A 26499-nucleotide genomic window follows, 5' to 3' on the forward strand; every position below is an offset into this window, starting at 1 on the left:
GACGCCCCGGACCCCCTGGACACCCCGGACGCTCCGGATGCTCCAGATCCTCCGGACGTCCGGTCCTGCCCGGCGACGCCTCCGGGCCACCGGCGGGGAAGGTCACGAGATCCCGAAGCCCTGCTCCGCCGCCAGGCGCATGAGGCGGCGGTGCGCCTCGCCTCCCTCGCGGCCGAGCTCGTCCTGGGCGACGGTACGCAGCTCGTCGTCCTCGACGACGGTCCGGCCGCCGACCAGCAGCCGGGCCAGCGGGGGCTGCCGGGTGCCGAAGACCAGGGCGCAGACCGGGTCGGCGACCGCGGAGGCGAAGGCCCCGGTACGCCAGAGGGCGATGTCGGCGAGCTTCCCGGCCTCCAGGGAGCCGAGCTCCTCCTGCCGTCCCAGGTTCCTCGCCCCGCCGAGGGTGGCGATCTCCAGGGCCTGGCGGGCGGTGAGCGCGGTGGGCCCGTACCTGGCCCGCTGGAACAGCAGAGCCTGCCGCATCTCGCCGGACAGGGAGGTCAGCTCGGCGGAGGCGCTGCCGTCCACCCCCAGGCCGACGTTCGCGCCCCGGTGGAGCATCTCGGAGACGCGGGCGATCCCGGCGCCGAGACGGCCGTTGGAGCTGGGACAGTGCGCCGAACCGGTACCGGTCTGGGCGAAGACGTCGATGTCGCCGTCACTCAGGTGGACGGCGTGGGCGAACCACACGTCCGGGCCGAGCCAGCCGAGTTTCTCCATGTAGTCGACCGGGCGCTGCCCGACCTGCCGCAGGCAGTGCTCCTCCTCGTCGAGGGTCTCGGCGAGGTGGGTGTGCAGGCGCACGCCCTTGGACCTGGCCAGCGCGGCGGCCTCGGTCATCAGGTCGGCGCTGACGGAGAACGGCGAGCAGGGGGCTACCGCGACGCGGAGCATGGAGGAGAAGGACGGGTCGTGGTAGGTGTCGACGGCCTCGGCCGTGGCGTCGAGGATCTCGTCGAGCCGCTCGACCACGACGTCCGGTGGCAGGCCGCCCTGCGACCTCCCGCGGTCCATCGAGCCCCGGGCGGGGTGGAAGCGCAGTCCGACCTCCCTCGCCGCCTCGATCTCCGCGGCGAACAGGTCCCCGCGCCCGGAGGGGAAGATGTAGTGATGGTCGCTGGAGGTGGTGCAGCCGGACAGCGCCAGATGGCCCAGCCCCGCGCCCGCCGCGCCCCTGACGACCTCGGCGTCCATCGCGGCCCACACCTGGTAGAGCGCCGTCAGCCACTCGAACAGGGTGGCGTCCTGGGCGAGCCCCTGGGAGGCCCACTGGTAGAGGTGGTGGTGGGTGTTGACCAGGCCGGGGGTGGCCAGGCAGCCGGTGCCGTCGATCCTGGCCGCTCCCGGGACGTCCGGCGCCGGGCCGGCGCCCACGGCCGCGATCCTGTCGCCCTCGACGTGGATGTGCCCCGAGAGGATCTCCGGGCCCGCGACCGGGGCGATGTGGACGTTCTCGATCAGGATGGAGCTCACCGGGCCGCCTTCCCGTGGACGTTCTCGATCAGGGTGGGACTCACGAGGCCTCCGCCTTCCGTGCCGCGGCGAGGCGCACGGCGTCGAGGATCTTCTCGTAGCCGGTGCACCGGCACAGGTTGCCCGCCAGAGCCTCGCGGATCTCCGCGTCGGACGGCTGCCCGACCCGTTCGATCAGGTCGTGGGCCTGGACGAGGAGTCCGGGGGTGCAGAAGCCGCACTGGACGGCGCCGCACTCGACGAAGGCCTCCTGGATCGGGTCGAGCCGGTCGCCGTCGGCGAGCCCCTCGACGGTGCGGACCTGACGCCCCTCGGCCTGCCCGGCCGCGACCAGGCACGCGCAGACGGGGATCCCGTCGAGGTAGACCGTGCAGGAGCCGCACTCGCCCTGCTCGCACGCGTTCTTGGAGCCCGGCAGGCCGACCCGCTCTCGCAGGACGTACAGGAGGCTCTCGCCCTCCCAGACGTCGTCGGCGGTCTCCGTGCGGCCGTTGACGGTGAAGGTGACGCGCATCAGCCGGCCCTCCTCTCGAAGTGTCCGGAGCGGAACTCGTTCCACGCCCAGGTGAGGGTGCGCCGCGCCATCACCGCGATGGCGTGGCGCCGGTAATCGGCGGTGCCGCGCACGTCGTCGATCGGCGAGGCGGCCTCGGCGGCCAGCTCGCCGAAACGGCCGAGCACCGCCGGGTCGAGCCGTGCCTCCCAGTCGAGTTCGGCGGCCAGGAACTCCTCGGCGGCGACGGCGCGGCGGGGGGTCGGGGCGGCCGAGCCGATGCCGGTGCCGACCCGGCGCTCACCGGGGCGCAGCGCGATCGCGAACGAGCAGACCGCGATCACCATGGCGTTGCGGGTGCCGACCTTGGAGAAGTACTGGGGGCCGCTCGCGGGGCTCATCCAGAACGCCCGGATCAGCTCGTCGGCCTCCAGCGCGCTGCGCTTGACCCCGAGGTAGAAGCCGTCGGCCGGGATCATCCGCACGCCCCTGGCGGCGGACTCGACCTCGACGACCGCGTCCCCGGCCAGCAGCGGCGGATGGCCGTCCCCGGCGGGCGAGGCCGCGCCGAGGTTGCCTCCCACGGTGCCCCGGTTGCGGATCTGCGGCGAGCCGACCGTGCGGGAGGCCTGGGCCAGGCCGGGCAGCCGGTCGCCCAGCTCGGCGATCAGCCGGGCGTACGTCACGCCCGCGCCGACCCTGAGCCTGCCGTCCGGCTCCTCGCTCCACTCCGCGAGCTCGGCGACCCGGTTCAGGTCGAGCAGCGCGCCGGGCCGCCGCACGTCGAAGTTGAGCTCGACCATCATGTCGGTGCCGCCCTGAATGGGCACCGCGTCCGGCCGGTCGGCCCTGGCGGCGAGTGCCTCCGCCCACGTGGCGGGTCGCAGGAAGTCCATGCTCGTCACTCCCAGCTGAAGCGGGCGTCGGGGGCGTCGTCGCGGAGCACGCTGCCCTCGATCAGCCCGTAGGGACGGTCGGCCGCGTAGAACACCTCGTTGGGGTTGTCCAGCCCGAACGGGGTGAGGTCGACCAGGAAGTGGTGCTTGTTCGGCATCGCCAGGCGCACCTCGCAGACCTCCTCGCGGGCGTTCAGCACCCGCTCGCCCATCGCGTAGAGCGTCTGCTGCAGCGACAGGCTGTAGGTCTCGGCGAACGCCCCGAGCAGGTGGCGGCGCACCTCGTCGTACGACTCCCCGTACGCCGTCCCCGGCGGTTCCGCGCCGGGCAGGTGCCGCCAGCGGGCCGAGACGGCGGTGGCCAGGACGCGGTCCTTGGTGGGCGGGAGGGTGGTGTACTCGTCCTCGACGAAGCCGGAGAACTCCGAGTCGGTCGAGTTCAGCACCACCAGGTCCCTCAGCCCGGAGACCACGGTGGTGGTGCCGTCCCGGTCGTGGTGGACGGCGCAGGTGCGCGTCTCCCGGCCCGAGCGGACGAAGGAGTGCCGCCCGCGTTCCCCTGCGACGTCGTCGGACACCGGGATGCGGTCCCAGAAGTGTTCCTCGATCTCCACGCGGGCGTGGTGGACGGTGGGCTGCGACTCCACGTAGTGGCGGGCCAGGAGGACCGCGAAATCCTCGATCTCCGCCACGCCGTGCTTCCTGGCGAAGGCGTACACGGTGTTCTTCTGCGTGTCGGTCGGCAGGACCGCTGCGTTGTCGCCGGTGAGGTGGACCGCCTCCATGTCACCGGACAGCGCCGAGCCGACGGTGACGTCCTTGACGTGGTGGACGCCGCCGTCCCTGACGACGCGGACCAGGCGGGTCTCCGCCTTGCCGTAGCGGTTGGGGCCGAGAACGACGGGCATGCTAGCTCCCTCGATACGTCGAGTAGGCGAACGGGCTGAGCAGCAGGGGCACGTGGTGGTGCTCCCGCGGGTCCGCCACCGTGAAGTCGATCGAGACCCGGGGGTAGAAGGCCTTCACCGCGCGGGCGGCGAAGTAGCCGCCGGTCTCGAAGACCAGGCGGTGGTCGCCTTCCCCGCAGGTCCATCCCGCGATCCGCCCGTCGGCGTCGGTGACGCCCTCGGCGAGCACCTCGCCGTCCCTTTCCAGGCGTACGGCGACCCCCGCCGCGGGTCTGCCCAGGGCGGCGTCCAGCACGTGGGTGGACAGGCTCATGTGTGACCCTTCCCCGGCGCGCGGTCTTCGAGGGGTACGGAGGCCGTGACGGCTCCCGGGTTCGTGACGGCTCCCAGGGGCACGAAACTCGTGACGGCTCCCGGAGGTGCGGGGCTCATGTGGCGGTTCCCAGGAGTTTCGCCAGCCGCAGCCGGGTGATCTTCGCGAGCTCGGCCCTGACGACCTCCCGCTCGGTGTCCTCGTCGTTGCCGAGCCGCTCCGTGAGACGGGCCAGCATCTCCCCGGCCGACAGGCCGGTGGCGCAGATCAGGTAGACGTGGCCGAACCGCCGCTCGTAGGCGCGGTTTCCCTCCGCCAGCCGGTCGAGGACCTCCCGCCCGGCCGTGCCGACCCCCGCCTGCTCCCCCCGCGACCAGGCCGCTTCGGTTTCCGAGCGCCTTTCCACGCGTTTTCCCGATTGGCCGGGCGGCTCGGAACCGGTCGCCGGACCACCCTCCCGGGGCGGCTCGCCGATCCGGGGGTGGGCGGCCAGCGCCTCGCGGACGCCGGACCAGTCCAGCCCCCGCACTGCGGCCTCCGCCGCCTCGGCCAGCCGGTCGAGGTCGCGGTAGGGGCGCAGCGCGGCCACCTCCCGGGCGAAGGCCCGGCAGGCGCAGCAGGCCAGCAGCCCGGCCTCGGCCTCCTCGGCGCCCAGCGCGTTGAACGCGGCCAGCCCCGGGACCGGCGGCGCGGAGTTCGGCGCGGAGTCCACGTTACGCATGTGAGCAGTACACACACCGCCGGTGTGCGCGGTCCAGCGCCAAGAACCGCAAAGTGAGCCATGATTTGCCCCAGATTTTCGTAACATGCTCCAAACTCGCTGAACGGCGGGTGCCGTCGGGCGATAAGGAACACCGATCGCCGGGGACAGGCCGACCGCCCGGGTGGCGCCTAAAATGGGTTCACTATGACTTCACTCTCCCTCATCGGCGGGCACGTCTCCGTCACCGGTGGTCTCGCCAAGGGCGGGCTGCGGTACGCCGCGGACATCGGCGCCGAGATGATCCAGGTGTTCGTCAGCAACCCCCGCGGCTGGGCGCTCGCCGCGGGCGACCCCGCCCAGGACGCCAAGCTGCGCGAGTCGGGCGTGCTGTCCTTCGTGCACGCCTCCTACCTCGTCAACGTGGGGTCTCCCAGCCCCGAGACGCTGGAGAAGTCGGTGGCCACCGTGCGGCACAACCTGCTGCGCGGCCACGCGATCGGCGCGAAGGGAGTGGTCATCCACACGGGGTCGGCGGTGAGCCAGTCCCGTGACGCCGCCCTGCGCCAGCTGCACGAGCACCTGCTGCCGCTCCTGGAGGAGATCCCCGACGACGGTCCCGACCTGCTGCTGGAGTCGATGGCGGGGCAGGGCGGGGTGCTCTGCGCGACCGTCCAGGACCTGGAGCCCTACCTGGAGGCCCTCGACTGGCACCCGAAGGCGGGCATCTGCTTCGACACCTGCCACGTCTTCTCCGCCGGGCACGACCTGTCGACCTCCGAGGGCGTCAAGGAGACCCTGGACGCCCTGCACGCGATCGCCCCGGGGCGGCTCAAGCTGGTCCACGCCAACGACTCCAAGGACCCGTGCGCCTCCAGGAGGGACCGGCACGAGAACATCGGCGCCGGCCACATCGGCGCCGCCCCCTTCGCCGAGATGATGCGCCACCCCGCGGTGGCGGGGGTGCCGTTCTGCATCGAGACGCCGGGCGGCGCCGAGAAGCACCGCGAGGACATCGACGTGCTCAAGAAGCTGCGCGACTCCTGATCCGGCGACCGGCCGCCTGCCGGTGATCGCCGGCCGGGAGGGCGCGCGTCCCCGGGGTCCGCGAGGTCAGACGGGACGCCCGTCCTCGTGATCCGGCCGCCCCCGTGTGGCCGGATCACGGTCCGGCCCGCTGGCTGGCGCGGGCGTCCCGTCATATCGGAGATCGGCGGCCCCTCCCCTTCCGGCCAAGGACCCGGCGGCCGAGTGACCGGATGTCGCCGGCTCTCGACGGTCACCCGATGTCCGCACGTCAGGTCTTGTGCGAGCCTTCCGGCTCTGTCCCCCCTGACGCGGCGGGTCTCGCTCTCCGATGAGGGAACACTAGAGGCGCGTCCAGACGAGTGAGCGGCGCTTTCCCCCCAGCGCGATTAACGGTTCGTAGTTGTCGATGTACGGAGAGTGCCGGTACGACGAACGGCCGCCGACGGACGACGAACGGTCGATCGGGGGCTTCCGGGGCCCGTGGGACCACCGGTACGGGGGAACGCGGGCAGGGCGCGCGAAACGCGTGCCGGCGAGCGGGGTCGGGGACCGGGAGCCCGGCGACGGCAGGCAGGCGTCCCGGGCGAGGATGGCCGCGGCGAGCGCGGGGCGCCGTCCGGGCCACGGCCGGGGCGGCGATCGGAGACACGGCCGGCGGCCCGGCGGCCCGGGAGTGGGCGTGCCGGGGTCCACCCGGGCGTGAATCGCCACCCGGGGGCGTGGGAACGCGGGGCAGGGCCCTGGGCGAAGACGTGGTCGCACGGCGGCCGTACGGCCCGGAGAGGGGCGAGGACCCCCGGAACCATCCCCGTGGGCCCCGCGACCACGCACGGCCCACGCACGGCCCACCCGCGACCACGCGCGGCCCGCCGGTACGAACGGGGAGGGACGAGCGGCCGCCACGGAACGTCCCTCGCGCCTCGGGAGGGAACGCCGGAGGGAGCCCTCACCTCCCGGAGGGAGCTCTCGATCCCCGGAAGGGAGCGGGACGAAACGGGAAGGGGCGCGGTTAGCGCAGGGCGGCGGAGGGCAGGGACCTGCCCCGGGCCACCCCGGGGGCGGCAGGGCGGTCGCGGAACTGGCGGATGAGCCGCTCGCGGACCTGGCGGGTGTGGCGGCGGCTGACCGGGAGCGTCTCGGTGCCCACCCTGAGCATCACCCGGCCGCCGTCGAAGCGCAGCTCGCTCACGTGCCGCACCGAGACGAGCGTGCTGCGGTGCACCCTGATGAACCCCGACCCGGCCCAGCGCCGCTCCAGGGCGGCCAGCGGCATGCGGACCAGATAGCTGCCCTCGTCGGTGTGCAGCCGGACGTAATCGCCCTGCGCCTCGGCGAACCAGACGGCCTGCTGCGGCACGAACCTCGTCCGCCCGGCGAGCTCGACCGGGATGACGTCCTCGGCCACGGGGTCGGCCGCCGCGGGGGTCGCGGGGGGCGCGGGGATCAGCGCCTCCAGCCGCCGCACCGCCTCGGCCAGCCGGTCGGTCCTGATCGGCTTGAGCAGGTAGTCGACCGCCTCCAGTTCGAAGGCCTGCACCGCGCACTCCTCGTGGGCGGTGACGAAGACCAGCCGGGGCGGGTTGGGGAAGCCCGCGATGAGCCTGGCCAGGTCGAGGCCGTCGAGGCCGGGCATCCGGATGTCGAGGAAGACCCCGTCCAGCCGCTCGCCCGTACCGATCATCTGGACCATGTCCTGGAGCGCGGTGACGCCGCCCACGGCGGTGGAGACGTGCTCGATCCGGGGGTCCTGGCGGAGGAGATAGGCGATCTCCTCAAGAGCGGGGACCTCGTCGTCAACGGCCAGGACTCGCAACATGACCCTACGCTGCCCCCTGAACCACATCCGCCGCAAGCCGCATGGCGACTTCAGGTAATAGTTTGACTACATGTAGCTATTGGCGAGGGAGCTTGGGAACGCGGAGCCTCACCGTGGTACCCGCGTTCGGGGCACTCTCCACGACCAGGCCGTAGTCCTCGCCGTAGATCTGGCGGAACCGCACGTCCACGCCGGCCAGCCCGATCCCGCCCTCCTCGTCCTCGTGCGGGGGGCCGCCGTCGAGGAGCGGCCGGGTCCGCTCGGACGGCACGGCCAGGCCGTCGTCCTCCACGCTGATGTGCGCCTCGGGGCCGGCGTCGCTGACCACCACCCGGACCTCGCCCCGACGTCCCACCGCGGCCACCCCGCGCTTGACGGCGTTCTCCACCAGGGGTTGCAGGCAGAGGAAGGGGACGGGGAGCGACAGCACCTCCGGCGCGACCCGGAGGGTGACGCGGAGCCGGTCGCCGAATCTGGCACGTTCCAGAAGCAGGTAGCGGTCCACGCAGTGCACCTCCTCGGCGAGGGTGGCGAAGTCGCGGGCCCGGCGCAGCGCGTACCGGTTGAAGTCGGCGAACTCCACCAGCAGCTCCCGCGCCCGGTCGGGGTCGGTACGGACGAAGGAGGCGATGGTGGTCAGCGCGTTGTAGACGAAGTGCGGGGACATCTGGGCGCGCAGCACCCGCATCTCGGCCGCCATCGTCCGCCGCCGCGAGGAGTCGACCTCGGCCATCTCCAGCTGTCCCGAGACCCACCGGCCGACCTCGGTGACGGTCCGCACCAGCGCAGCGCTCACCACGGTGTCGTACGCGGCGAGCGCCCCGACCACCCGCCCGTCGACGGTGAGCGGCACGACGACCCCGCCCCCGATGGCGCAGCCCGGCGTGTCGCAGGCCAGCTCGTCTCCGGCCACCGTGCGCGGGCGGGCGGAGGCGAGGACCGCACGGGCGTGCTCGGGCGCGTGGTCGCGGTGGCAGCCCGCCACGCCGTCCCAGGCGAGCAGTCCGCCGGAGTCGGTGACCGCGATGGCGCTGGTGCCCAGCAGGGCACGCAGGTGGCGGACCGCCTTGCGGGCGGAGTCGCGGGTGAGCCCGGCCCGCAGCGAGGGCGCCGCCATCGCCGCGATGTGCAGGGTGAGGAAGGTGGCCTCGTCCGTCGGGCCGCCCGGACGGTCCGGGTGCCGCCGGCGCGGGCGGGGAAGGAGGAATCCGAGGAGGGTGCTGAAGGCGCACAGCAGCACCCAGCCGGTGGTCGACATGCGGAAAACCGTAGTCAACCCGTCCCTCTGATCAGGGGCGAACGCCGATCACGGCGGGCCTTCGCCCGCTTCCTCCTGATAGGAGTAGCGCTGCTCGCGCCAGGGGTCGGCGATGTTGTGGTAACCGCGCTCCTCCCAGAAACCGCGCTTGTCCTCCACCAGGTACTCCACGGCGCGAACCCACTTGACGCTCTTCCACGCGTACAGGTGCGGGACGACCATCCGCACCGGGAACCCGCGTTCCGGGGAGATGGGCTTCTCCTCGAACTCCAGCGCGAACATCGTCTGGGAGCGGGCGAAGTCGCCGATCCGGAGGTTGGCGCTGTAGCCGTACTCACCCCAGATCATCACGTGCTTCACGTCGGGCGCGGGCGGAGCGATCTTCATCAGCGTCTCCGTGGACACCCCGCTCCACTCGTTGCCCATGATCGAGAACTTGGTGACGCAGTGGAAGTCGGCCACGATCGTGGTGCGCGGCAGCTCGGAGAACTGGGGCCAGGTGAAGCGGTGCTGCTCGCCCGAGGCGGTCGCCCCCATGACGTGCAACTGCCAGGTCGCCGGGCGGAAGGTGGGCACCCGGCCATAGTGGATCACCGGCCTGCCCCGGGGGACGTACTGGCCGGGGGGCAGGCGAGGCTCCTCCGGTGATTCGGACTGCTCCACCGTCACTCCCCTCGCCGTTTCCCCGCTGGCACGGGGTAATCCTGCCATCGTCGGTTTTCCGCCTCCTCGGTGGCCACCGCATTGCACCCTTCCCCCTCCGGACCCCGGGTCACGGGAGAGCGCATTCTCGTCGTGCGCTATCATTTGCGGCTATGCGCACCGCGTTCTGGTTTTGGTATGGCGACGGACCCTCAGGTCGGACCGTTCGCCTCCAGATGCTGCGCTGACAGCCTGGCGAACAGAAGGCCCCGGGTCCGGTTTTCGGACCCGGGGCCTTCTGCTTTTCCCGGCCTTCGCCGAGAACGTCACAACCACGAGAACCATCGGGGCCCGCCGGGATCGGCCGGCACCGGCGGAGCGATCGAGAGGGAGAGAAATGGTCATCGTCATGGGCCCGGACGCCACGCGAGAGGACGTCGAGGCGATCGTGAAGATCATCAGCACGGCGGGCGGCGAGGCGTTCGTCAGCCGGGGCGTGAGCCGTACGATCATCGGCCTGGTCGGCGACATCGCCCAGTTCGCCACCCTGGACCTGCGCGGGATGCCGGGGGTGGCCGACGTGATGCGGGTGAGCGCGCCGTACAAGCTGGTGAGCCGCGACAACCACCCCGAGCGGTCCACCGTGCGCGTCGGCGGCGTGCCGATCGGCCCGGACACGGTCACCCTGATCGCCGGGCCGTGCGCGGTGGAGACCCCGCAGCAGACCCTGGAGGCCGCCCTGATGGCGAAGGCGGCCGGGGCCACCCTGCTGCGCGGCGGCGCCTACAAGCCCCGCACCTCCCCGTACGCCTTCCAGGGGCTCGGTGAGGCGGGCCTGCGCATCCTCGCCGACGTGCGCGAGCAGACCGGGCTTCCCGTCGTCACCGAGGTCGTCGACGCCGACGACGTGGAGCTGGTGGCCTCCTACGCCGACATGCTCCAGGTCGGCACCCGCAACGCGCAGAACTTCGCGCTGCTGCAGGCCGTCGGCGCCGCCGGCAGGCCGGTGATGCTCAAGCGAGGGATGAGCGCCACCATCGAGGAGTGGCTGATGGCCGCCGAGTACGTCGCCCAGCGCGGCAACCTCGACATCGTGCTGTGCGAGCGCGGCATCCGCACCTTCGAGACCGCCACCCGCAACACCCTGGACGTCTCGGCGGTGCCGCTCGCCCAGCGGCTGTCGCACCTGCCGGTGATCGTCGACCCGTCCCACTCCGGCGGCCACCGCGACCTGGTCCTGCCGCTCACCCGCGCGGCCGTCGCGGCCGGCGCCGACGGCGTGATCATCGATGTCCACCCGCACCCCGACCAAGCCCTCTGCGACGGCCCGCAGGCACTGGTCGACGGCGACCTGGACGAGCTCGCCCGGGTGATGGAGCACTTCCCGCCGCTGCTGGGCAAGGTCGCCGCCGGTGACCTCCTGGCCCCCGCCTGACCTCCCCCCGGGCGTGCCCGGGGGGGTTCAGGTGTCGATCTTGTACTCCTGCAGGGACCCGGCCAGCTGGACGGCGAGCTCCTCGGCGTCGAGGCGGCGCTCGATCTTCTTCAGGTCGACGAGCTTCGCGGCGGTCTCGGCCCTGCGGGGGGCCAGGAGCGTGCAGCAGTCCTCGTCCGGCAGCTCGGAGATCGCCAGGGTGCCGATGCGGCGGGCCTCGGCCATGATCTCGGTCTTGTCGAGGCCGATGAGGGGACGCAGGATCGGCATGTCGACGGCGTCGTCCTGGGCGGTGATGTTCTGCAGGGTCTGCGAGGAGACCTGCCCCAGGGAGTCGCCGGTGACCAGGGCCCCGGCGCGCAGGCGGCGGGCGACCTCCTCGCCGGTCTTCAGCATCAGGCGCCGCTGGGTGATGATCGCCAGGCGGTCCTGCCCGGAGGCCTTGATCGACTGCTGGGCCTTGCCGAAGGGGACGACCCACAGCCGGGACCCGCCCTGGAACTTGTCGAGCGCCCTGACCAGCGCGTACGCCTTGTAGATGGACTCCGAGGTGGTGAAGGGGATGCCGGAGAAGTGCAGGAAGTCGACCCGCAGGCCGCGGCGCATCATCCGGTAGGCGGCCACCGGGGAGTCGATGCCGCCGGACATCAGCACCAGGCCCCTGCCGCTGGTGCCGACCGGCAGCCCGCCCTGGCCCGGCTGCCCGCCGGTGAAGACGAACGCCTCGTCGCGGTCGACCTCGATGGAGACCACCAGCTCGGGGCGCTTCAGGTCGACCGGCAGGCCGTAGATGTCGTTGAGCTCGCCGCCGACCGAGCGGTCCAGCTGCATCGAGGTGAGCGGGAAGCGCTTGTCGCGGCGGCGGGAGCGGACCGCGAAGGAGACGCCGCGCCTGACGTCGTCGCGGTCGGCCAGCAACTCGATGGCGGCCTTGGTGATCGCCGAGGGGTCCTTCTCCACCCGCCAGGCGCGGTGCACCCAGACCAGGCCGGGGACGTACGAGACACGCTCGGCGACCGCGTCGGCGATCTCCGCGCTACTGCCGTCGGGCAGGAAGAGCGCGATGACACCGTGGCGCTGCCGTACGTCGACCTTGACGCCGACGTCCTTCAGGGCGGCCTTGATGTTGGCCTGCAACCTGCGCTCGAAGAGCTCGCGGTTGTTGCCCTTGAGGACGACCTCGCCCAGTTTGAGCAGAACGCAGGGCTCGCCCAAGGCGGACATGGTCATGGTGCGACCTCCGGTGGAACGTCGAGGGGAACGGGGAGTCGGGGGACGTCAGGGAAACCCGGAGAACCCGGGGGTCCGGGTACCACGGTCAAGTCTCTCGCGTACTCACGCAAAGACAACGTCTCGACCTTGTCACTTTAGTCGCGCTTACGACTCGTCGAGGCCCTGCTCGATCGCGTAGCGGACCAGCTCCACCCGATTGTGGAGCTGGAGCTTGTTCAAGGTGTTCTGGACGTGGTTCTGCACCGTCCGGTGGGAGAGCACGAGACGCTCGGCGATCTGCTTGTACGACAGGCCCTTGGCGACCAGGCGGAGCACCTCGGTCTCCCGCTCGGTCAGGCGGGGGGTCGTCTCGGGCGCGGGCCTGGCGGCCAGCCTGCGGTACTCCCCCAGGACGAGTCCCGCAAGGCCGGGGGTGAACACCGCGTCGCCCTCGGCGGTGCGCCTGACCGCGTCGAGGAACTCCTCCTTGCTCGCTGATTTCAGGAGATATCCGGACGCGCCTGCCTTGACGGCCTCCAGCACGTCCTCCTGCTCGCCGCTGGCCGACAGCATCAGCACCCGGGGCGGCGGCTCCGACGCGGCCAGCCTCCTGGCCACCTCGACCCCCGGCAGGTCGGGCAGCTGCAGGTCGAGCACGACCAGCTCGGGCCGGACCGCCGCGGCCACCCGGACCGCCTGCCGCCCCTCCCCGACCGTCGCCACGACCTCGTACCCGGCCTCGGCCAGATCCCTGGCCACCCCGTCCCTCCACATCGGGTGGTCGTCCACCACCATCACGCGCATTGGCCCACCTTAGGGCTGTTATGTCCCGACCGGCCGGTCTTCTTCACCCGGCCGGCACCGACATCTCGATCTCGGTGCCCCGGCCCGGGTCCGAGATCACGGTGACCGTGCCGCCGAGGTCGGCGATGCGGCCCCGGATGGACTGCGCGACGCCCAGCCGCCCGTCGGCGGCGGCCTCCTCCAGGCGTCCGGGCGCGATGCCCGGCCCCTCGTCCCTGACGGTCACGGTGACCAGCCCGCCGTCGCCCTCGGCGAAGACCCAGGCGGGCGCCCGCGCCCCGCAGTGGCGGGCGACGTTGTCCAGGGCGGCCCCGACCGCGGCGGCCATCTCGGCCGCGGTGGCCGCGGGCAGGGTCAGCGGGGTCGCCGGGGCCGAGACGGTCACCGTGGCCGAGCCGTACCCGTGCAGCAGGGCGCACAGGTCGGCGGTGCCGAGGGCGGACGTCTCGGGCCTGAGCCTGACCAGCTCGCGCAGCGCGGCCTCCTGCTCGCCCGCGAGCCTGCCCAGCTCGGCCGCCTCGCCGCCGATCTCCTGCCCGCGCCGCTGGACCAGCGCCAGCACCTGGAGCACCGAGTCGTGGATTCCCCTGGCGAGCCGCTCCCGCTCCCGCCCGGCCGCCTCCAGCTCGATCGCCTGCTGCATGCGCTCCTCGGCCTTCTTGGCCAGCCGGGCCACGTGCCCGACGACCACCCCGGCGAGGAAGAGCAGGACGGTTCCGTTGATCGGCAGCATCTCGAAGCCGCCCCCGGGGACGCCGTGCAGCCACAGATCGGCCAGCGAGACGATCAGCGCGGCCACCGCCCCCAACCGCCGCCCGCCGTACACTCCCCAGGCGAGCACCGCCCCGCCCATCCAGGTGCCGGTGATCGGCAGGCTACCCTGCTGGTAGGGGCCCTGCACGGCCGGAGTGGCGAGCAGGCAGCCCACCGTCACGAGCATGTCGGCGGCGAGCAGGGGCCGGCCGCGCAGCTCCCTGACGGAGTAGGCGAAGATCGTCGCCACGGTCCACAGTGCCATGACGCCGATCACCAGCCAGCCGGTCACCGGGTGGGCGTACCCTCCGGCGCGGACGAGCAGGACCGCCGCGTACCCGAGGGATGCGACGCGGAAAACCGCGACCGCTCGCCAAAACGGGTCCTCGATTCCCGTCATCGGCCGCCCGCCCCTTTCTCCGGAAAGGCCGCGAGCTGCAATAATCCCCTGGTTTCCCTCTCAATAGAAACTGGAACATGTCCCACGTAGATCACTTCTCCTATGGCCTGCTCACCCCCGCGCTGGCCTACGTCATGTCGAGTGTCGGATGCATGCTCGGTCTCCTGCTCACCGCCAGGGCCCGCGCGGCGACGGGCGCGGCCCGCGTCCGCTGGCTGGCGGGCGGGGCGCTGTCCATCGGCGGCACCGGCATCTGGGTCATGCACTTCGTCGCCATGATGGGCTTCGCCGTCGGCGGTGGCCAGATCCGTTACGACGTGCCGTTGACGATCGGCTCGGCGGCCCTGGCGGTCGTCATCGTGGGCGCGGGCCTGTTCCTGGTCTCCTACCAGGGCGAGAGGCCGCTCTCCCTGCTGTCCGGCGGCGTGCTCACCGGCCTCGGCGTGGCGGGCATGCACTACATCGGGATGTTCGCGATGAACATGTCGGCGCAGGTCTCCTACGATCCGCCGCTGGTCGGGCTCTCGGTACTGATCGCGATCGCCGCGTCCACGGTGGCACTCTGGTTCACCCTGCGGGTCAGCGGCGCGCTCGCCACCGGCGGCGCCGCGCTGATCATGGCTCTGGCCGTCTGCGGCATGCACTACACCGGCATGTTCGCGCTCGAGGTGCGGCCCCTGATCTCGCTGACGCCGGTCGAGGGGGCCAGGGGCGTCGACTTCATGCTGCCCACGCTGGCCCTGGTGAGCCTGCTCACCCTCGGCCTGCTGCTGGCCGTCATCCTGGCGCCGTCGCAGCGGGAGATGGAGAGCGACGCCGCCCTGCTGGCCAGACTGGAGAGCCTCCGCGACGAGGACCACCTCCGGGAGCCGGTCGCCCCGCCGCCGGCTCCCGCGCGGAAGGGCCCGTCGCTGTTCGACTCGCAAGGGCGATGATGTACGGCTTGCGCCCCCGCTGGTGCCTGGTCAAGGCGCAAGCCGTACATGGAGGGGAATCGCGGGCGGCCGCCCTGCCGGGAGGCTAGGGGAGGCCGCTTGCAGAACACTTACCGGCGCGCCCGGAGACGCCTCGGGGGCGGGCTCCGGGGGCGATCCGGCTCAGCCGAAGAAGACCTCGGCCTCCTCGTAGCGGCCGGCCGGCACGGTCTTCAGCTCCTTGGTGGCCTCGTCGAGGCCGACCCTGACGATGTCGGTGCCCTGCAGGGCGACCATCTTGCCGAAGTCGCCCTCCTGCACCGCGTCGATGGCCTGCAGGCCGAACCGGGTGGCCAGCACCCGGTCGAAGGCCGTGGGGGTGCCCCCGCGCTGGATGTGGCCGAGCACGGTGGTGCGGGCCTCCTTGCCGGTGCGCTTCTCGATCTCCTTGGCGAGGTTCTCGCCGATGCCGCCGAGTCGCACGTGGCCGAAGGCGTCGAGCTCGCCCGCCTGCAGCGCCATCTGGCCCTCGACCGGGTGCGCCCCCTCGGCCACGACGATGATCGGCGCGTAACGCGTCTCGAAGCGGGACTCGACGTAGGCGCAGACCTTGTCGATGTCGAAGGGCTTCTCCGGGATGAGGATGACGTTGGCGCCGCCCGCCATTCCGGCGTGCAGGGCGATCCAGCCCGCGTGACGGCCCATGACCTCGCAGATCAGCGCGCGGTGGTGGGACTCGGCGGTGGTGTGCAGGCGGTCGATCGCCTCGACGGCGATGTTGACGGCCGTGTCGAAGCCGAAGGTGTAGTCGGTCGCGTTGAGGTCGTTGTCGATCGTCTTGGGCACGCCGACGACCTTCACGCCCTTGTCGAAGAGCTGCTTGGCCACACCGAGGGTGTCCTCGCCGCCGATCGCGATCAGCGCGTCGACCCCGCCCTTCGCGAGGTTTTCCTTGATCTTCTCAACGCCGCCCTCGATCTTGATCGGGTTGGTCCTGGAAGAGCCAAGGATCGTTCCGCCACGCGGCAGGATCCCGCGTACGGCCTCGATGTCAAGCGGCATGGTGTCGCCCTCGAGGGGACCGCGCCAGCCGTCGCGGAACCCGACGAACTCATGCCCGTGAACGCCCACTCCCTTGCGCACGACGGCGCGGATAACGGCGTTCAGGCCAGGGCAGTCGCCGCCCCCGGTGAGCACTCCGATACGCATGGCATCCTCCGGTAGTGAGTTCGATACAAGATGGCCAGACTAAGTGGCACGGTCGGTCCGGCGACGGGTTTTCGCCACCGACGCAACGCATTCTGCCCGCAGATGCGCCCAGTGGTCTAGACCAAGGGGGGTAGTCCTCACATGTCCTTTCCCATGATCGACAGGTGAGCCGCCCGGCGGACCGTCTCCCCGCGTCCGGCCGGGCGCGCACGTCGAAGGCCCGGCGCGGGCCCGATGGAGGCACGCCGGAGGCGGGCCGGGGCCCCGGGAGGCCCCCAGGGAAATGTTAGGACAGTGGGAGCACGCAGGAGGGGGTGCCGACGGCGAGGACCTCCTCCGCGGGCTGCGGCACGCCCCCCTTGAGCGGGAGCACGGCGACGCCGTCCGAGCGCTGGTTGGCCACGTACACGCGGTCGTCGGCGATGGCGAAGTGCCGCGGCCAGACGCCGCCGCAGGGGACCTCCGCCACCGGCTCCAGCCCGGGACCCGCGAAGACCGAGATCGTGTCGGGTCCCCGGTTGGCGACGTAGACGAGGCCGCCGGAGACCTCCAGGTGCGAGGGCTGGTTGTGTCCGTCGGTCCCGCTGGCCGGGACGGCGGCGACCTCGCGCCACTCCCCGCCGGAGACACCCGAGACGCCGGAGGCCTCGGAGTCGCCGGAGTCGCCGGAGTCGTCGAGGCCGTCGGAGACCTCGTAGACGCGCACGGTGCCGTCCAGTTCCCCCGCCACGTACCAGTGGCCGTCCGACCAGGCCATGTGCCGGGGGCCCATGCCGGACGCGAGCCGCACCGGACCCGCGGGGTGCGGGACCACCTCGTCCCCGACCAGGTAGCGGCGGACCTCGTCGGAGCCCAGGTCGCTCACGTACAGCACCCCGTCGGGGCCGAAGACCGCCTGGTGGGCGTGGGCGCCCTCGCGGTAGGGGAAGATCCATACGTCGGTCAGGAGGCCGGAGCCGTCGATGCCGTGCACGCTGACCGTGCCGTCGCCGTAGTTGGCCACCGCGAGGCGCGTGCCGGTGGGGTCCACCGCCAGGTGGCAGGGGGCCGATCCCTCGCTGGGCCGCTGCGCGAGCGGGCTCAGCGTGCCGTCCCCGGCGCGGGCGAAGACGCAGACCGTGCCGCGCTCGCTCTCCCCCACCGCGTAGAGGACCGGGAGGGTGGGGTGGACGGCGAGGAAGGAGGGGCCGGAGGCCGCCGTCTCCCCGAGCCGCGCGAGGCTCCCCAGCTCGACCAGGGTGATCCCCGGCCCGGACCCGTTGGTGTCCGGGGTGTATCCGCCGATGTACGCGACCTCAGCCATCATGCTCCCGCCGTGGGCGCGGCGCGCGCCGCCCCCGCTCATCATCCGTTCTCAGCCAAAGTGCGAAGTTAGCGCAGCGGGCCGCCGATCTCACAGGAGGCTACGTCGACAAATTCTTTGACTGCGTCAATGAATTGGTTGATGCTGTCAAGCATGGAGAGACACGTGGCGGACGTACGCGACTTCAACCGCTTCTACACGAGGCTGATCGGCCTGCTCCATCAGGGCCTCTTGGACAGCCCCTACTCGCTGACCGAGATGAGGGTGCTGTTCGAGCTGGACCGGGCGGGCCGGATGGAGGTGAGCGACCTGCGGCGGCTGCTCGGGGTCGACGCCGGATACCTCAGCCGGATGCTCGGCAGGTTCGAGGGCGACGGCCTGGTGGTGCGCGAGCGGTCCGCCGCCGACGCGCGGCGGCAGGTGGTCGAGCTGACCGCCGAGGGCCGGACCAGGTTCGCGGGCTTCGACGAGCGCGCGGCGCAGGAGGTACGCGACCTGATGGCCGGGGTGACCGACGAGGACGGCGACCGGCTGGTCGCGAGCATGGCGACGATCAAAGAGATCTTCGGCCGGACGCCGAAGGCGGACCTGCCGTACGTCATCCGTCCGCCCCGTTCCGGCGACCTCGGCTGGGTGGTCTACCGGCACGGCACGCTCTACAGCCAGGAGCGGGGCTGGGGGATGGACTTCGAGGCGTTGGTGGCCAGGGTCGTGGCCGACTACGTGGACGGCCACGACCCCCGGCGCGAGGCGGCCTGGATCGCCGAGGTGGACGGCGAGCGCGCCGGATGCGTCTTCTGCGTGCGTAAGGACGACGAGACCGCGCAGCTGCGGATGCTGCTGGTCGAGCCGTCCGCGCGCGGCATGGGGATCGGCACCCGGCTCGTGGACGAGTGCGTGCGCTTCGCCAGGGCCGCCGGCTACCGGCGGATGGTGCTGTGGACCAGGGACGTCCTGCTGGGCGCCAGGCGCATCTACAAGGCGGCGGGCTTCGAGCTGGTCGAGAAGGAGCGGGGCCGGGGCGGCCCGGGCGGCGGGGACTTCATCGAGGAGATCTGGGCCCGCGACCTCTGAGACCGCTTCCTCGCTTCCGAACCTCCAAGATCCGGGCCCGCACCTCTGAGACGGCCTCTCCGCCTCTGAAACTCTGAGCTCCGGGCCCGCGACCACTGAGAGCGCCTCCTCACCTCTGAGATCGCCTCCTCGCGGAACCCGGCCGGTCGGTCCCGGGCCAAGGGCCCTGCCCAGGGGCCGTCTCCAACCTCGCCCTAAACCGTGTCACGTTCGGTGATCGATCGTTGATCCGATCATGAAGACGTTCCCAGGGCGCGCGGGACGGCGCACCCATGAGAAGGACAGTCCGGCCTGGTCAAACCGTAGTGGGACACAGCGGCGGCGAGCAGGCCCGAGCCCCACAACGTATAGCCGAACATTTCCATCGACACCTTCCAGACCGGGGCTTGAGCCAGGTTGCCCTTGCCGAGGAGCCATGCCGTCATCCCGGCCACGCCGAAGTAGCCGGCCAAGCTCGCGCCCACGAACAAGGCGGGCCCGAGCACGAGCCATCGCGGCACATCACGGCCTGCCAGCGGGACCACCCAACGCGGCCAGATCCTGCCGAACCGGTGGACCAACGCCAGCGGCAGAAGGGTGCCGGCCAGGATCAGCAGGGCGACGAAGATCCCGAAGGGCGCACCGAGCGCGAACGGCAGCGGCTTGTGCGTCGTGATGGAGTCGACTACCAGCACGAGCACACGAGCTGCGCAACCGGCGATCGCGACGTAGGCGGCGAGGTAGGCCCACCGCGGTGTGGGATCGGTGCGCCGCTCCGGCGAACGGCCGTGGACTCGGGCGCAGTGAGAGCAGGCCCGCCTTACCCTGCGCTGCTCGGCGACGGCACACGCCAGCGTCAGCGCGCCCGCCGTCGCTCCGGCCGCGCGGGTCAACAGGCTCCCCCAGTCGTCGACCTGGCCGAACAGCATGGCGGCAAGGCTGATGGCGAGCATGTACGAATAAACGATCAGTCCGGCCCCGATCACCCACGCCAGCGCCACCAGCATCCACCGCACAGGCGCCGCCCAGTGGTGTCCGATCCCGGCGGCGATCGCTGAGCACACCGCCGTGGCCATGAAGGCGAGCGTCACCGCCACCCACCGGCCAGGTGAGAACGCCTCCTCCGGAGGAGCCAGCGGCGACCCCGGGTCTGCCAGCCACCACACGTGGGCCGCACCGTAGACCGAGCTCCACACCGCAGCAACGCACGGCCACCTGCGCCGTTCGCCCGACACCTCTGCTCTCATCCGGACTCCTCAACCCCGTGAAACGGTGACCCGGTCGGTGACCCGGTGACCCGGTGACCCGGTGACCCGGTGACCCGGTGAAGCCTGCTACGCCGGACCTGTGACCTCGCTGAGGGACACTGAGAGTCCTCTCAACGTAGGACACGGCGGCGAGCCTCGGCGCGGTCCCGCGGGACGCGGGGTCAGCAGCCGGAGCAGGTCGCCCGCCTGCGCCGGTGACAGGCCGGCGTGGCCAGGCCCGACCCGGTTCCCCACGGCAGTCGCGGCAGGGCGACCGCGCCGCACTCGATCAGCGGCCCGATTTCCTTCGCGGCCATGTCGGCCGCCAGGTCCTGGACGAACTGCCGGTCCACGCCCAGCGGGATGCCGAGATTCCACACCGCCGTGGGTGACGCCGCCCCGGCTCCCCGCCGCAAACTTTGCGGAAACCGGCGATCAAACATCCGTCAAAACAGGTCGACCTATCGCCAAGATCGCCATCTGTCCCGTCCGACGCGTCCACAGTGGGATGACCGCCGTCAGATCGGGAGGACCGTTGAGCGAGGGACTCGCGTTCGCGAATCCAGTTTTCGAGACCACGCCCCACGTGGGCACCCGCCGAGCCCTCGTCTTCCTCGACTCCCTCACGGCCGCGACCCCGCCACCGTCACCTGTCCCTCCCTCTCCCTCTCCCTCTCCTCCGCTCCCGCTCCCGCTCCCGCCCTCGGCCTCGCCGGACGCGGGCACCTCCGCCACCGGGCCGTACGCCGCCCCGCCGGACGCGCGGCTGGCGAGCGCGCTGCGCGCCGAGGGGTTCACCGTCGAGTCCGAGACCAGCGAGGGGGCCGGCGCGGACGGCGAGCGCGTGTGGAACCTGCTGCGCTCGGCGCGGGAGGGCGACCTGCTGGTGATCCGGCTGCCCGCCGACGGCGGCTGGACCTCGGGACAGCTGGGATCGATGATCGGCGCGTTCGGGCGGCAGGTCGGCGAGTCGCTGGCGGCCGCCGTACTGATGATCGTCGACTTCGGCTGGAGCGCCCTGGACGGCTCCGCCGAACCGGTCAGGCAGCTCGCCGTGGCCGGGGAGCCGAGGGTGGCCGCGGCGGCCCTCACCCTCACGCTGAGGCTCGACGAGACGGTACCCGGCCCGGTACGCACGCTGACCGACGTCATCGCGGAGGGCCTCACGACGCGGGCCGCCGACCTCGACGGGGACGGGACGATCAGCGTCGGGGACCTGCACGCCTACGCGCTCGCCCGCTACGCGGCGGCCTCGGCCGCCCGCACGCCCATCCTGATCTCGTACGGGGCCGTCGCGGGGGTCGCCCTCACCCCGGCGCGGGACACCGCCGCCGTGCCGCACGCCGCCTTCGCCCGCGTCCTGGCGCGGCTCGGCGACCACGCCCCGCCCGCCTGCGGGATCGAGATCGTCCGGCGGGTCTACGAGCTCCACCTGAGCGAGCCCGCCAGGGAGATCCTGCGCAGGGCGGCCCTCCTCGACGAGGACGAGCCGATCGACGAGATCCTCGGCGACGCCGCCGAGCTGAGGCACTGGGGTCTGCTGGGCGAGACGACCACGTTCGTCCACCCGGACGTGCGGGCCTTCGGCCACTCGCGGCTGTCGGCGGCCGAGCGGGCGCAGACCTCGGCGCTGCTGCGCCGCCGCCGGGCCGGGCTGCGGACGGTACGGCCCAGGGCCAGGCTCACCGCCGACCGGTGGACCACCGAGGACCAGCTCGGGCACCGGGTCTACGCCGAGGCCATCGCCGCGTTCGTCCGCCATCCCGAGACCCGGCCCCCGCTCACGATCGGCGTCAAGGGCCCCTGGGGCGCGGGCAAGACCTCGCTGATGCGGATGATCCAGGACCTGCTGGACCCCGGGGCCGCCGGGGACGACCCCGCCCCGATCCACCTGCCCGGCTCCCGCGCGGAGCGGACGCTGACCAACGCCGAGGTGCTCGCCAGGACGGGACGGCGCCCCCGGGAGAGCTCCGGGCAGGCCGAGCCGGGCCCGCTCCCGCTGCGGCGGGCGGACTGGCGGCCCACGGTCTGGTTCAACCCGTGGATGTACCAGAGCGGCGAGCAGGTCTGGGCCGGGCTGGCCCACGAGATCATCACCCAGGTCACCCGGCGGCTGCCCCGCGCCGAGCGGGAACGGTTCTGGCTGGAGCTGAACCTGTCCAGGATCGACCGGGAGGCGGTCCGCAGGCGCGCCTACCATCTGGCGATGACCCGTCTGGCGCCGGTGGCCCTCGGCCTGGTCGCCACCGTCGTCCTCACCGGGGCGCTCCTGGCCGCCGCCGCGCTGCTGCCCGCGCTCGGCGCCTTCCTGGGGAACGCCGCGGCGGCCGTCGGCTCCGCCGGGTCGGCGCTGGTGGTGGGGGCGGGCGCCGTACGGCTGGCGCGGTTCTTCGGGGAGTCGGCGGACAACGCGTTCCGCGGCCTGGTCACCCAACCCGACCTGCTCGGCCCCGGCGCGGCCGACGGGTTCGTCAACGAGGTCGCGACCACCCCCGGGTACCGGTCCAGGACCGGCTTCCTGCACCTGGTGCAGACCGACATGCGGCAGGTCCTCGACCTCGTCGCCACCGGGGAGCGCCCGCTGGTGGTGTTCGTGGACGACCTGGACCGCTGCTCGCCGGGAACGGTGGCGCAGGTCATCGAGGCGATCAACCTCTTCCTCGCCGGGGAGTTCCCCAACTGCGTGTTCGTGCTGGCCATGGAACCGGAGGTGGTCGTGGCGCACGTCGAGGCGGCCTACCCGGAGCTGGCCGGGACGCTGCCGGGCGGCGGGCGGTCCGGCCTGGGCTGGCGGTTCCTGGAGAAGATCGTGCAGCTCCCGCTGAGCGTGCCGCTGCTGGACGACGCCGACCGGCTGCCCGCCTTCGTACGGGCCCTGCTGGGCGTGTCCGACCTGGCGCGGCCCGCGACCGTCCCCCAGGACGATCCCGGCGCGCACGCCGGTCCTGCCACCGTTCCCGCCACTCCCGCCGCTCCCGCCGCTCCCGCCGCTCCCGCGGGCACGGGTACCGCGTGGCCGCGGGACCCGGACACCACACGGACACCGAATCCGGCCGGACCGCGTCCGGCGGGTCCCCCAGCCGCCCTGGAACGGCTCGACCCGCCACCGGATCCGGCCGGGCCGCGTTCGCGCGGTCCCCTGCCTCCCGCACGGCCCTCCCCCCTCGGCGCGGTCACACCGGGCTTTCCCGGCACCACCACGCCACCGGGAGCGGCCGTGCCGGGACTGCGGGCACCGGCGGAGCCGCGAAGACCCGGATCGCGAACGCCGGTGGCGATACCGGGGCTCGGGCTGCGGGCGACGATGGAGCTGCAGGGATTCGGGCCGCGAACGCCGGCGGAGACCCCCGACCCCGGATCGCGGGCGGCGGAACCGCCGGACCCGGTCCAGGTGAGCCGGTTGCAGGACGCCATCTGGGCGCTGCGCCCGACCACAACGACCCTCGACGAGGCGGCGCGGCTGGCGCAGGACGCCCTGGGCATCGAGTGCTCCGACGCCGTCGGCGGGCTCTGCGCGGCGACCCGGGAGGCCGCCGACCGGGTCTTCGACGACCTCTACAGCGACGAGAACGCCTACCGGGCGATCGAGTTCGTGCTCCCGGCCCTGACGTTCTTCAACCCGCGCGAGATCAAGCGGTACGTGAACGTGTTCCGCTTCTACTCGTTCCTGACCTACCGCCGAGCCCTCGCCGGTGCGGCCCCCGCCTCGGACGGCAAGGTCGCCAAGCTCGCGGCGCTCGCCGTCCAGTGGCCGCACCTGCTGACGCTGCTGGCCGGGGAGACGGACGGGGCGAGCGTGCTGCGGCGGCTGGAGGAGGCCGCGAACGACGACGGGGGCTGGGAGCGGGCCGTCCACGACACCGGCCTCGTCGCCCACCACACCTCGGGCGCCACCCACCTGGACACCCTGCGCGACCTGCTCTCCGGACCGCACCCCATCGCCGACCTGGCCCGTTATCTCCTCTGAGCCCCCGTCCCGCTACCGTGTGACCACCGGGGGCGGATCACCGGCCCACCTGGCCGCCTACGACCGGCGTGGCTTCGGCCGCTCGAGCCGGCCCACTGCCGGCTACGACTACGGCACCTTCGCCGCCGACCTCGACGCCCTCATCGACGAACTCGACCGGCAGGGCGCGGTGCCGGCCGGGTCCTCGACGGGCAGCGGCGAGGTGACCCGCCGCCTGGGTGCGGCGTCGACCGTCGATCGCGTACGGGTCCTACGGGGTGCCGCCCCGGGCGGCGCGGCGGCGCTCGGTGAGCCGCCGGGCCTTGGCCGTGTTGCCGCAGTCGGCCATGCGGCACCAGCGGCGGGAGCCGTTGCGGCTCTGGTCGAGGAACAGCCATCCGCAGCCGCCGTCGCGTACGGGGCAGCGGCGTACCCGGGTCAGGTCGGCCGTCCGCAGGACGTCGAGTGCGGCCTCGGCGACCCGGTCGGGTATCAGCATGGCGGGTATCGTGCCGTAGGTGAGCCGCACCTGCGGCGGGTCGCCTCTGTCGAGCACCAGCGCGGCTCTGGCAACTGCTCCGGCCCATCGCTCGTGCAGCACGACCAGCGCGGCCCCGGCCGCGATCGGATCCCCCTCGCCCGCGTCGTCCGCCGGCCCGCCGTCGGCGGGCCGGATCGTTGCGAGCACCACGAGGTGCAGCCCTTCCCGGATGTCCCGTACGGTGGCCAGCCCCGCCCGCGCCGACGCGGGATCGTCGTGCCACGCCTGGCCGGCCCGATCGCGCTCCGCGTCGCTGATCAGGCCTGCCCTGGCCGCCCAGCGCAGCAATGCGGGGGCGTCGGACAGATGGTCGTGGGGCGGCCCGCCGTCGAGCGGTACCCCTCGTTCGAGCGTGTTGACCAGATCGAGCGCGGGGTGCCCGCCGACCAGGGGAAGGTGTCCCACGTCGAGTGACATGCCCTTGAGGCTACCACTCAAGGCAGGTAGGGAGGTTGCACGGTTCGGTGCGTTGAGCATCGGATCACGTGACTCGGGCGCCCTCGGGCAGGGGGGCGGCGGCCGTGGCCGGTGCGCCCTTCCGCCGGCTGGACAGGACCGGCTCGGCCAGCACGATGGCGAACGCCGCCAGGCTGAGCAGCGCCCCGGCCAGTGCCGTGCTGCGCACGCCCGGACCGGGCAGGAGCACGCTGCCGAGGAACGCGCCCGCGGTGATGCCCACATTGAACGCCATGGAGGTAGCGGCGCTCGCCATGACCGACTCGCCCGGCGCGTACACGAGCACCCGCGATCCCAGTACGGCGGTCAGGCCTGCGAGTGTGAAGCCGGACAGGGAGATCGCGATGACGGTCCCGGCCGGGGAGGCGCCGAACGCGTACTGCCCGGCGAGCGCCAACGCCTGCAGGCCTATGAGTCCCGTCATGGTGCTCCAGCCGTGGCGGTCGACGAGGCAGCCCACCACGAACACGCCGGCCAGGCCCGCGATCCCGCGTGCCAGCAGGAGCGGGCCGATCGATGACTCGGTGAAGCCGCTGACGTCGCTCAGGAACGGGCTGATGTAGGTGAACGCCGTGAACGCGCCGGTGACCGCGACCGCCGTGGTGGCCACGATCGACAGGTACCGGCCGCGGTCGGGCGCGCTGCCCCGGTCCGCAGCGCCCTGCCCGGCGGGCGTGTCGGGCAGGACGGCCGCGATCGTGGCGAGGACGAGCAGGGCCAGGCCGCTGAGCGCGAGGAACGCCACCCGCCAGTTGGTCTGCTGGCCGAGCCACGTGCCGGCCGGGATGCCGGTCAGCGCGGCGCTGGAGGCGCCGGCGTACAGGATGGACAGGGCCCGGCCGCGCACCTCGGCCCGGAAGAGGCCGGCGGCGGCCGGCGTCACGATGGCCCAGAACAGCGCCTGGCTCAGCGCGGTCACCATCCGGGCGCCCATGAGCAGCCAGTAGTTCCCCGCCATGGCCGACAGGCAGGTCGCCACGACGAAGACGCCCAACAGGACGCACAGCAGCCGCCGCCGGGGCAGCCGGCGAGTCAGTCGCGTGAGCGGCAGGGACACCAGCACGATGATCAGGCCGTATCCGGTGACCAGGAGCCCGACCGCTGACGGGCTGGTGCCGAGATCCCGGGCGATCAGGGGGAGCAGGCCGATGGGCAGCGACTCGGTGGTCACGTAGACGAACACGGCCAGGGTCAGGGCGGTCAGTGCGACGATCGCCGACTTGCCTCCGAAGCGTTCTTGCACGCGGCCTCCTCGGCTGGTTCACCATCGTTCGGGATGATGAAGGTAGCTTTTTCATGTCGTCTCGCGTGAATATCCTGTTAGACATGAATGTAGACGGGTGCGTGCTACCGGTCAATGCAATTTAGACGGTACGCTGACGGCCGTGCAGGAGCCCGAGCACGGGCGACTTCCGGCCATGTCATGCGCCTGGAAACTCAACAGGGTCGCGGGGGTGCGCCGGCCGGGCCGATCGAGCGGCGCACCCGGGACCTGGGCCACCTCGCCGGTAGCGGCAAGTACGAGAACCAGATCCTGCCGGCCGGGCTGCCGAAATGCGGGCTGGTGCCTCGACCTTCAGGCCGGGGAGCACGTCAACCATCGGCACCGCCCAGGAAGCCCTCGACTGCGCCTGCGATCCCCTACCTCAACCACTGACCCCCGACGAACCTCCGGGCGGGACCACTAAGCGTCCAGGC

At 72.4% G+C, this 26499-nt stretch carries 23 protein-coding genes; 5 read left to right on the forward strand and 18 right to left on the reverse strand.

Annotated features, from left to right (window positions below):
* Positions 1-102 precede the first annotated feature (102 nt).
* From ACTOQ1_RS06590 to uraD, 6 genes are all read right to left on the reverse strand, one after another.
* A complete protein-coding gene (locus tag ACTOQ1_RS06590; RefSeq protein WP_440065179.1) occupies positions 103-1473 on the reverse strand; it encodes an 8-oxoguanine deaminase in 1371 nt (456 codons plus the stop codon).
* A 40-nt stretch (positions 1474-1513) separates the two neighbouring features.
* Positions 1514-1987: a (2Fe-2S)-binding protein gene (locus ACTOQ1_RS06595; protein WP_440065180.1), complete on the reverse strand. Its 474-nt coding sequence runs from the start codon at positions 1985-1987 to the stop codon at positions 1514-1516.
* On the reverse strand, positions 1987-2862 hold the full coding sequence (locus ACTOQ1_RS06600) for an FAD binding domain-containing protein (RefSeq protein WP_440065181.1): 876 nt from the start codon (positions 2860-2862) through the stop codon (positions 1987-1989). The genes ACTOQ1_RS06595 and ACTOQ1_RS06600 overlap by 1 nt, the downstream gene beginning before the upstream one ends.
* Before the next feature lie 5 nt (positions 2863-2867).
* Entirely contained in the window at positions 2868-3770 is a 903-nt protein-coding gene (gene pucL / locus ACTOQ1_RS06605) for a factor-independent urate hydroxylase (RefSeq protein WP_440065182.1), read from the reverse strand.
* A 1-nt stretch (position 3771) separates the two neighbouring features.
* Positions 3772-4083 (reverse strand): hydroxyisourate hydrolase, encoded by a 312-nt coding sequence (uraH, locus tag ACTOQ1_RS06610; protein WP_440065183.1) that lies wholly within the window; start codon positions 4081-4083, stop codon positions 3772-3774.
* A 115-nt stretch (positions 4084-4198) separates the two neighbouring features.
* Positions 4199-4804 carry a 2-oxo-4-hydroxy-4-carboxy-5-ureidoimidazoline decarboxylase gene (uraD, locus tag ACTOQ1_RS06615; protein WP_440065185.1) on the reverse strand — a complete coding sequence of 202 codons (606 nt, stop codon included), beginning with the start codon at positions 4802-4804 and terminating at the stop codon, positions 4199-4201.
* A gap of 186 nt (positions 4805-4990) precedes the next feature.
* Between uraD and ACTOQ1_RS06620 the strand changes: the two genes are divergently transcribed.
* Positions 4991-5830, forward strand: coding sequence for a deoxyribonuclease IV (locus tag ACTOQ1_RS06620; RefSeq protein WP_440065186.1), 840 nt, complete (start codon positions 4991-4993; stop codon positions 5828-5830).
* A 991-nt stretch (positions 5831-6821) separates the two neighbouring features.
* Here ACTOQ1_RS06620 and ACTOQ1_RS06625 read toward each other — a convergent pair.
* The 3 genes from ACTOQ1_RS06625 to ACTOQ1_RS06635 form a co-directional block, all read right to left on the reverse strand.
* Complete coding sequence (locus ACTOQ1_RS06625) at positions 6822-7628, reverse strand: LytR/AlgR family response regulator transcription factor (protein ID WP_440065187.1); 807 nt, start codon at positions 7626-7628, stop codon at positions 6822-6824.
* Between the two features lie 76 nt (positions 7629-7704).
* Positions 7705-8886, reverse strand: coding sequence for a sensor histidine kinase (locus tag ACTOQ1_RS06630; RefSeq protein ID WP_440065188.1), 1182 nt, complete (start codon positions 8884-8886; stop codon positions 7705-7707).
* Positions 8887-8934: 48 nt separating this feature from the next.
* Positions 8935-9597 (reverse strand): molybdopterin-dependent oxidoreductase, encoded by a 663-nt coding sequence (locus tag ACTOQ1_RS06635; RefSeq protein WP_440065189.1) that lies wholly within the window; start codon positions 9595-9597, stop codon positions 8935-8937.
* A 328-nt stretch (positions 9598-9925) separates the two neighbouring features.
* On the opposite strand from ACTOQ1_RS06635, the gene aroF reads away from it, so the two are divergent.
* On the forward strand, positions 9926-10963 hold the full coding sequence (aroF, locus tag ACTOQ1_RS06640) for a 3-deoxy-7-phosphoheptulonate synthase (RefSeq protein ID WP_440065190.1): 1038 nt from the start codon (positions 9926-9928) through the stop codon (positions 10961-10963).
* A gap of 27 nt (positions 10964-10990) precedes the next feature.
* Here aroF and thiI read toward each other — a convergent pair whose 3' ends face one another.
* The 3 genes from thiI to macS form a co-directional block, all read right to left on the reverse strand.
* A complete protein-coding gene (gene thiI / locus ACTOQ1_RS06645) occupies positions 10991-12193 on the reverse strand; it encodes a tRNA uracil 4-sulfurtransferase ThiI (protein WP_440065191.1) in 1203 nt (400 codons plus the stop codon).
* Positions 12194-12340: 147 nt separating this feature from the next.
* Positions 12341-12970: a response regulator gene (locus ACTOQ1_RS06650; protein WP_440065467.1), complete on the reverse strand. Its 630-nt coding sequence runs from the start codon at positions 12968-12970 to the stop codon at positions 12341-12343.
* 52 nt (positions 12971-13022) lie between these two features.
* Positions 13023-14132, reverse strand: coding sequence for a MacS family sensor histidine kinase (gene macS / locus ACTOQ1_RS06655; RefSeq protein ID WP_440065192.1), 1110 nt, complete (start codon positions 14130-14132; stop codon positions 13023-13025).
* 77 nt (positions 14133-14209) lie between these two features.
* Between macS and ACTOQ1_RS06660 the strand changes: the two genes are divergently transcribed.
* Complete coding sequence (locus ACTOQ1_RS06660) at positions 14210-15067, forward strand: MHYT domain-containing protein (RefSeq protein WP_440065194.1); 858 nt, start codon at positions 14210-14212, stop codon at positions 15065-15067.
* A 162-nt stretch (positions 15068-15229) separates the two neighbouring features.
* Here ACTOQ1_RS06660 and ACTOQ1_RS06665 read toward each other — a convergent pair whose 3' ends face one another.
* Together ACTOQ1_RS06665 and ACTOQ1_RS06670 are read right to left on the reverse strand one after the other, a co-directional pair.
* Positions 15230-16255, reverse strand: coding sequence for a 6-phosphofructokinase (locus tag ACTOQ1_RS06665; protein ID WP_362676568.1), 1026 nt, complete (start codon positions 16253-16255; stop codon positions 15230-15232).
* A 286-nt stretch (positions 16256-16541) separates the two neighbouring features.
* A complete protein-coding gene (locus ACTOQ1_RS06670) occupies positions 16542-17558 on the reverse strand; it encodes a lactonase family protein (RefSeq protein ID WP_440065195.1) in 1017 nt (338 codons plus the stop codon).
* A 153-nt stretch (positions 17559-17711) separates the two neighbouring features.
* Between ACTOQ1_RS06670 and ACTOQ1_RS06675 the strand changes: the two genes are divergently transcribed.
* Positions 17712-18632, forward strand: a complete 921-nt coding sequence (locus tag ACTOQ1_RS06675; RefSeq protein WP_440065196.1) for a bifunctional helix-turn-helix transcriptional regulator/GNAT family N-acetyltransferase — start codon at positions 17712-17714, stop codon at positions 18630-18632.
* A 233-nt stretch (positions 18633-18865) separates the two neighbouring features.
* On the opposite strand, the gene ACTOQ1_RS06680 is transcribed toward ACTOQ1_RS06675, so the two are convergent.
* On the reverse strand, positions 18866-19702 hold the full coding sequence (locus tag ACTOQ1_RS06680) for a hypothetical protein (protein ID WP_440065198.1): 837 nt from the start codon (positions 19700-19702) through the stop codon (positions 18866-18868).
* A gap of 338 nt (positions 19703-20040) precedes the next feature.
* Positions 20041-20238, reverse strand: a complete 198-nt coding sequence (locus ACTOQ1_RS06685) for a hypothetical protein (RefSeq protein WP_440065199.1) — start codon at positions 20236-20238, stop codon at positions 20041-20043.
* 155 nt (positions 20239-20393) lie between these two features.
* Here ACTOQ1_RS06685 and ACTOQ1_RS06690 point away from each other — a divergent pair, with 155 nt between their 5' ends.
* The gene (locus ACTOQ1_RS06690; RefSeq protein ID WP_440065200.1) at positions 20394-23825 is read left to right on the forward strand and encodes a P-loop NTPase fold protein; all 3432 of its coding nucleotides are present in this window, start codon (positions 20394-20396) and stop codon (positions 23823-23825) included.
* A 250-nt stretch (positions 23826-24075) separates the two neighbouring features.
* Here the strand turns inward: ACTOQ1_RS06690 and ACTOQ1_RS06695 are convergent, their stop codons facing one another.
* Positions 24076-24762, reverse strand: a complete 687-nt coding sequence (locus tag ACTOQ1_RS06695) for a CGNR zinc finger domain-containing protein (RefSeq protein WP_440065201.1) — start codon at positions 24760-24762, stop codon at positions 24076-24078.
* 64 nt (positions 24763-24826) lie between these two features.
* Positions 24827-26044 (reverse strand): MFS transporter, encoded by a 1218-nt coding sequence (locus ACTOQ1_RS06700; protein WP_440065202.1) that lies wholly within the window; start codon positions 26042-26044, stop codon positions 24827-24829.
* Between the last annotated feature and the right edge of the window lie 455 nt (positions 26045-26499).

Source organism: Streptosporangium sp. OZ121 (assembly GCF_051918885.1).
Taxonomy (GTDB): Bacteria; Actinomycetota; Actinomycetes; order Streptosporangiales; family Streptosporangiaceae; genus Streptosporangium.

Coding starts and splice junctions, on each gene's coding strand:
- ACTOQ1_RS06595 (WP_440065180.1), bottom strand. CDS start 1,987: ATGCGCGTCACCTTCACCGTCAACGGCCGCACGGAGACCGCCGACGAC.
- ACTOQ1_RS06600 (WP_440065181.1), bottom strand. CDS start 2,862: ATGGACTTCCTGCGACCCGCCACGTGGGCGGAGGCACTCGCCGCCAGG.
- pucL (WP_440065182.1), bottom strand. CDS start 3,770: ATGCCCGTCGTTCTCGGCCCCAACCGCTACGGCAAGGCGGAGACCCGC.
- uraH (WP_440065183.1), bottom strand. CDS start 4,083: ATGAGCCTGTCCACCCACGTGCTGGACGCCGCCCTGGGCAGACCCGCG.
- uraD (WP_440065185.1), bottom strand. CDS start 4,804: ATGCGTAACGTGGACTCCGCGCCGAACTCCGCGCCGCCGGTCCCGGGG.
- ACTOQ1_RS06620 (WP_440065186.1), top strand. CDS start 4,991: ATGACTTCACTCTCCCTCATCGGCGGGCACGTCTCCGTCACCGGTGGT.
- ACTOQ1_RS06625 (WP_440065187.1), bottom strand. CDS start 7,628: ATGTTGCGAGTCCTGGCCGTTGACGACGAGGTCCCCGCTCTTGAGGAG.
- ACTOQ1_RS06630 (WP_440065188.1), bottom strand. CDS start 8,886: ATGTCGACCACCGGCTGGGTGCTGCTGTGCGCCTTCAGCACCCTCCTC.
- ACTOQ1_RS06635 (WP_440065189.1), bottom strand. CDS start 9,597: ATGGCAGGATTACCCCGTGCCAGCGGGGAAACGGCGAGGGGAGTGACG.
- aroF (WP_440065190.1), top strand. CDS start 9,926: ATGGTCATCGTCATGGGCCCGGACGCCACGCGAGAGGACGTCGAGGCG.
- thiI (WP_440065191.1), bottom strand. CDS start 12,193: ATGACCATGTCCGCCTTGGGCGAGCCCTGCGTTCTGCTCAAACTGGGC.
- ACTOQ1_RS06650 (WP_440065467.1), bottom strand. CDS start 12,970: ATGGTGGTGGACGACCACCCGATGTGGAGGGACGGGGTGGCCAGGGAT.
- macS (WP_440065192.1), bottom strand. CDS start 14,132: ATGACGGGAATCGAGGACCCGTTTTGGCGAGCGGTCGCGGTTTTCCGC.
- ACTOQ1_RS06660 (WP_440065194.1), top strand. CDS start 14,210: ATGTCCCACGTAGATCACTTCTCCTATGGCCTGCTCACCCCCGCGCTG.
- ACTOQ1_RS06665 (WP_362676568.1), bottom strand. CDS start 16,255: ATGCGTATCGGAGTGCTCACCGGGGGCGGCGACTGCCCTGGCCTGAAC.
- ACTOQ1_RS06670 (WP_440065195.1), bottom strand. CDS start 17,558: ATGGCTGAGGTCGCGTACATCGGCGGATACACCCCGGACACCAACGGG.
- ACTOQ1_RS06675 (WP_440065196.1), top strand. CDS start 17,712: ATGGAGAGACACGTGGCGGACGTACGCGACTTCAACCGCTTCTACACG.
- ACTOQ1_RS06695 (WP_440065201.1), bottom strand. CDS start 24,762: ATGTCACTCGACGTGGGACACCTTCCCCTGGTCGGCGGGCACCCCGCG.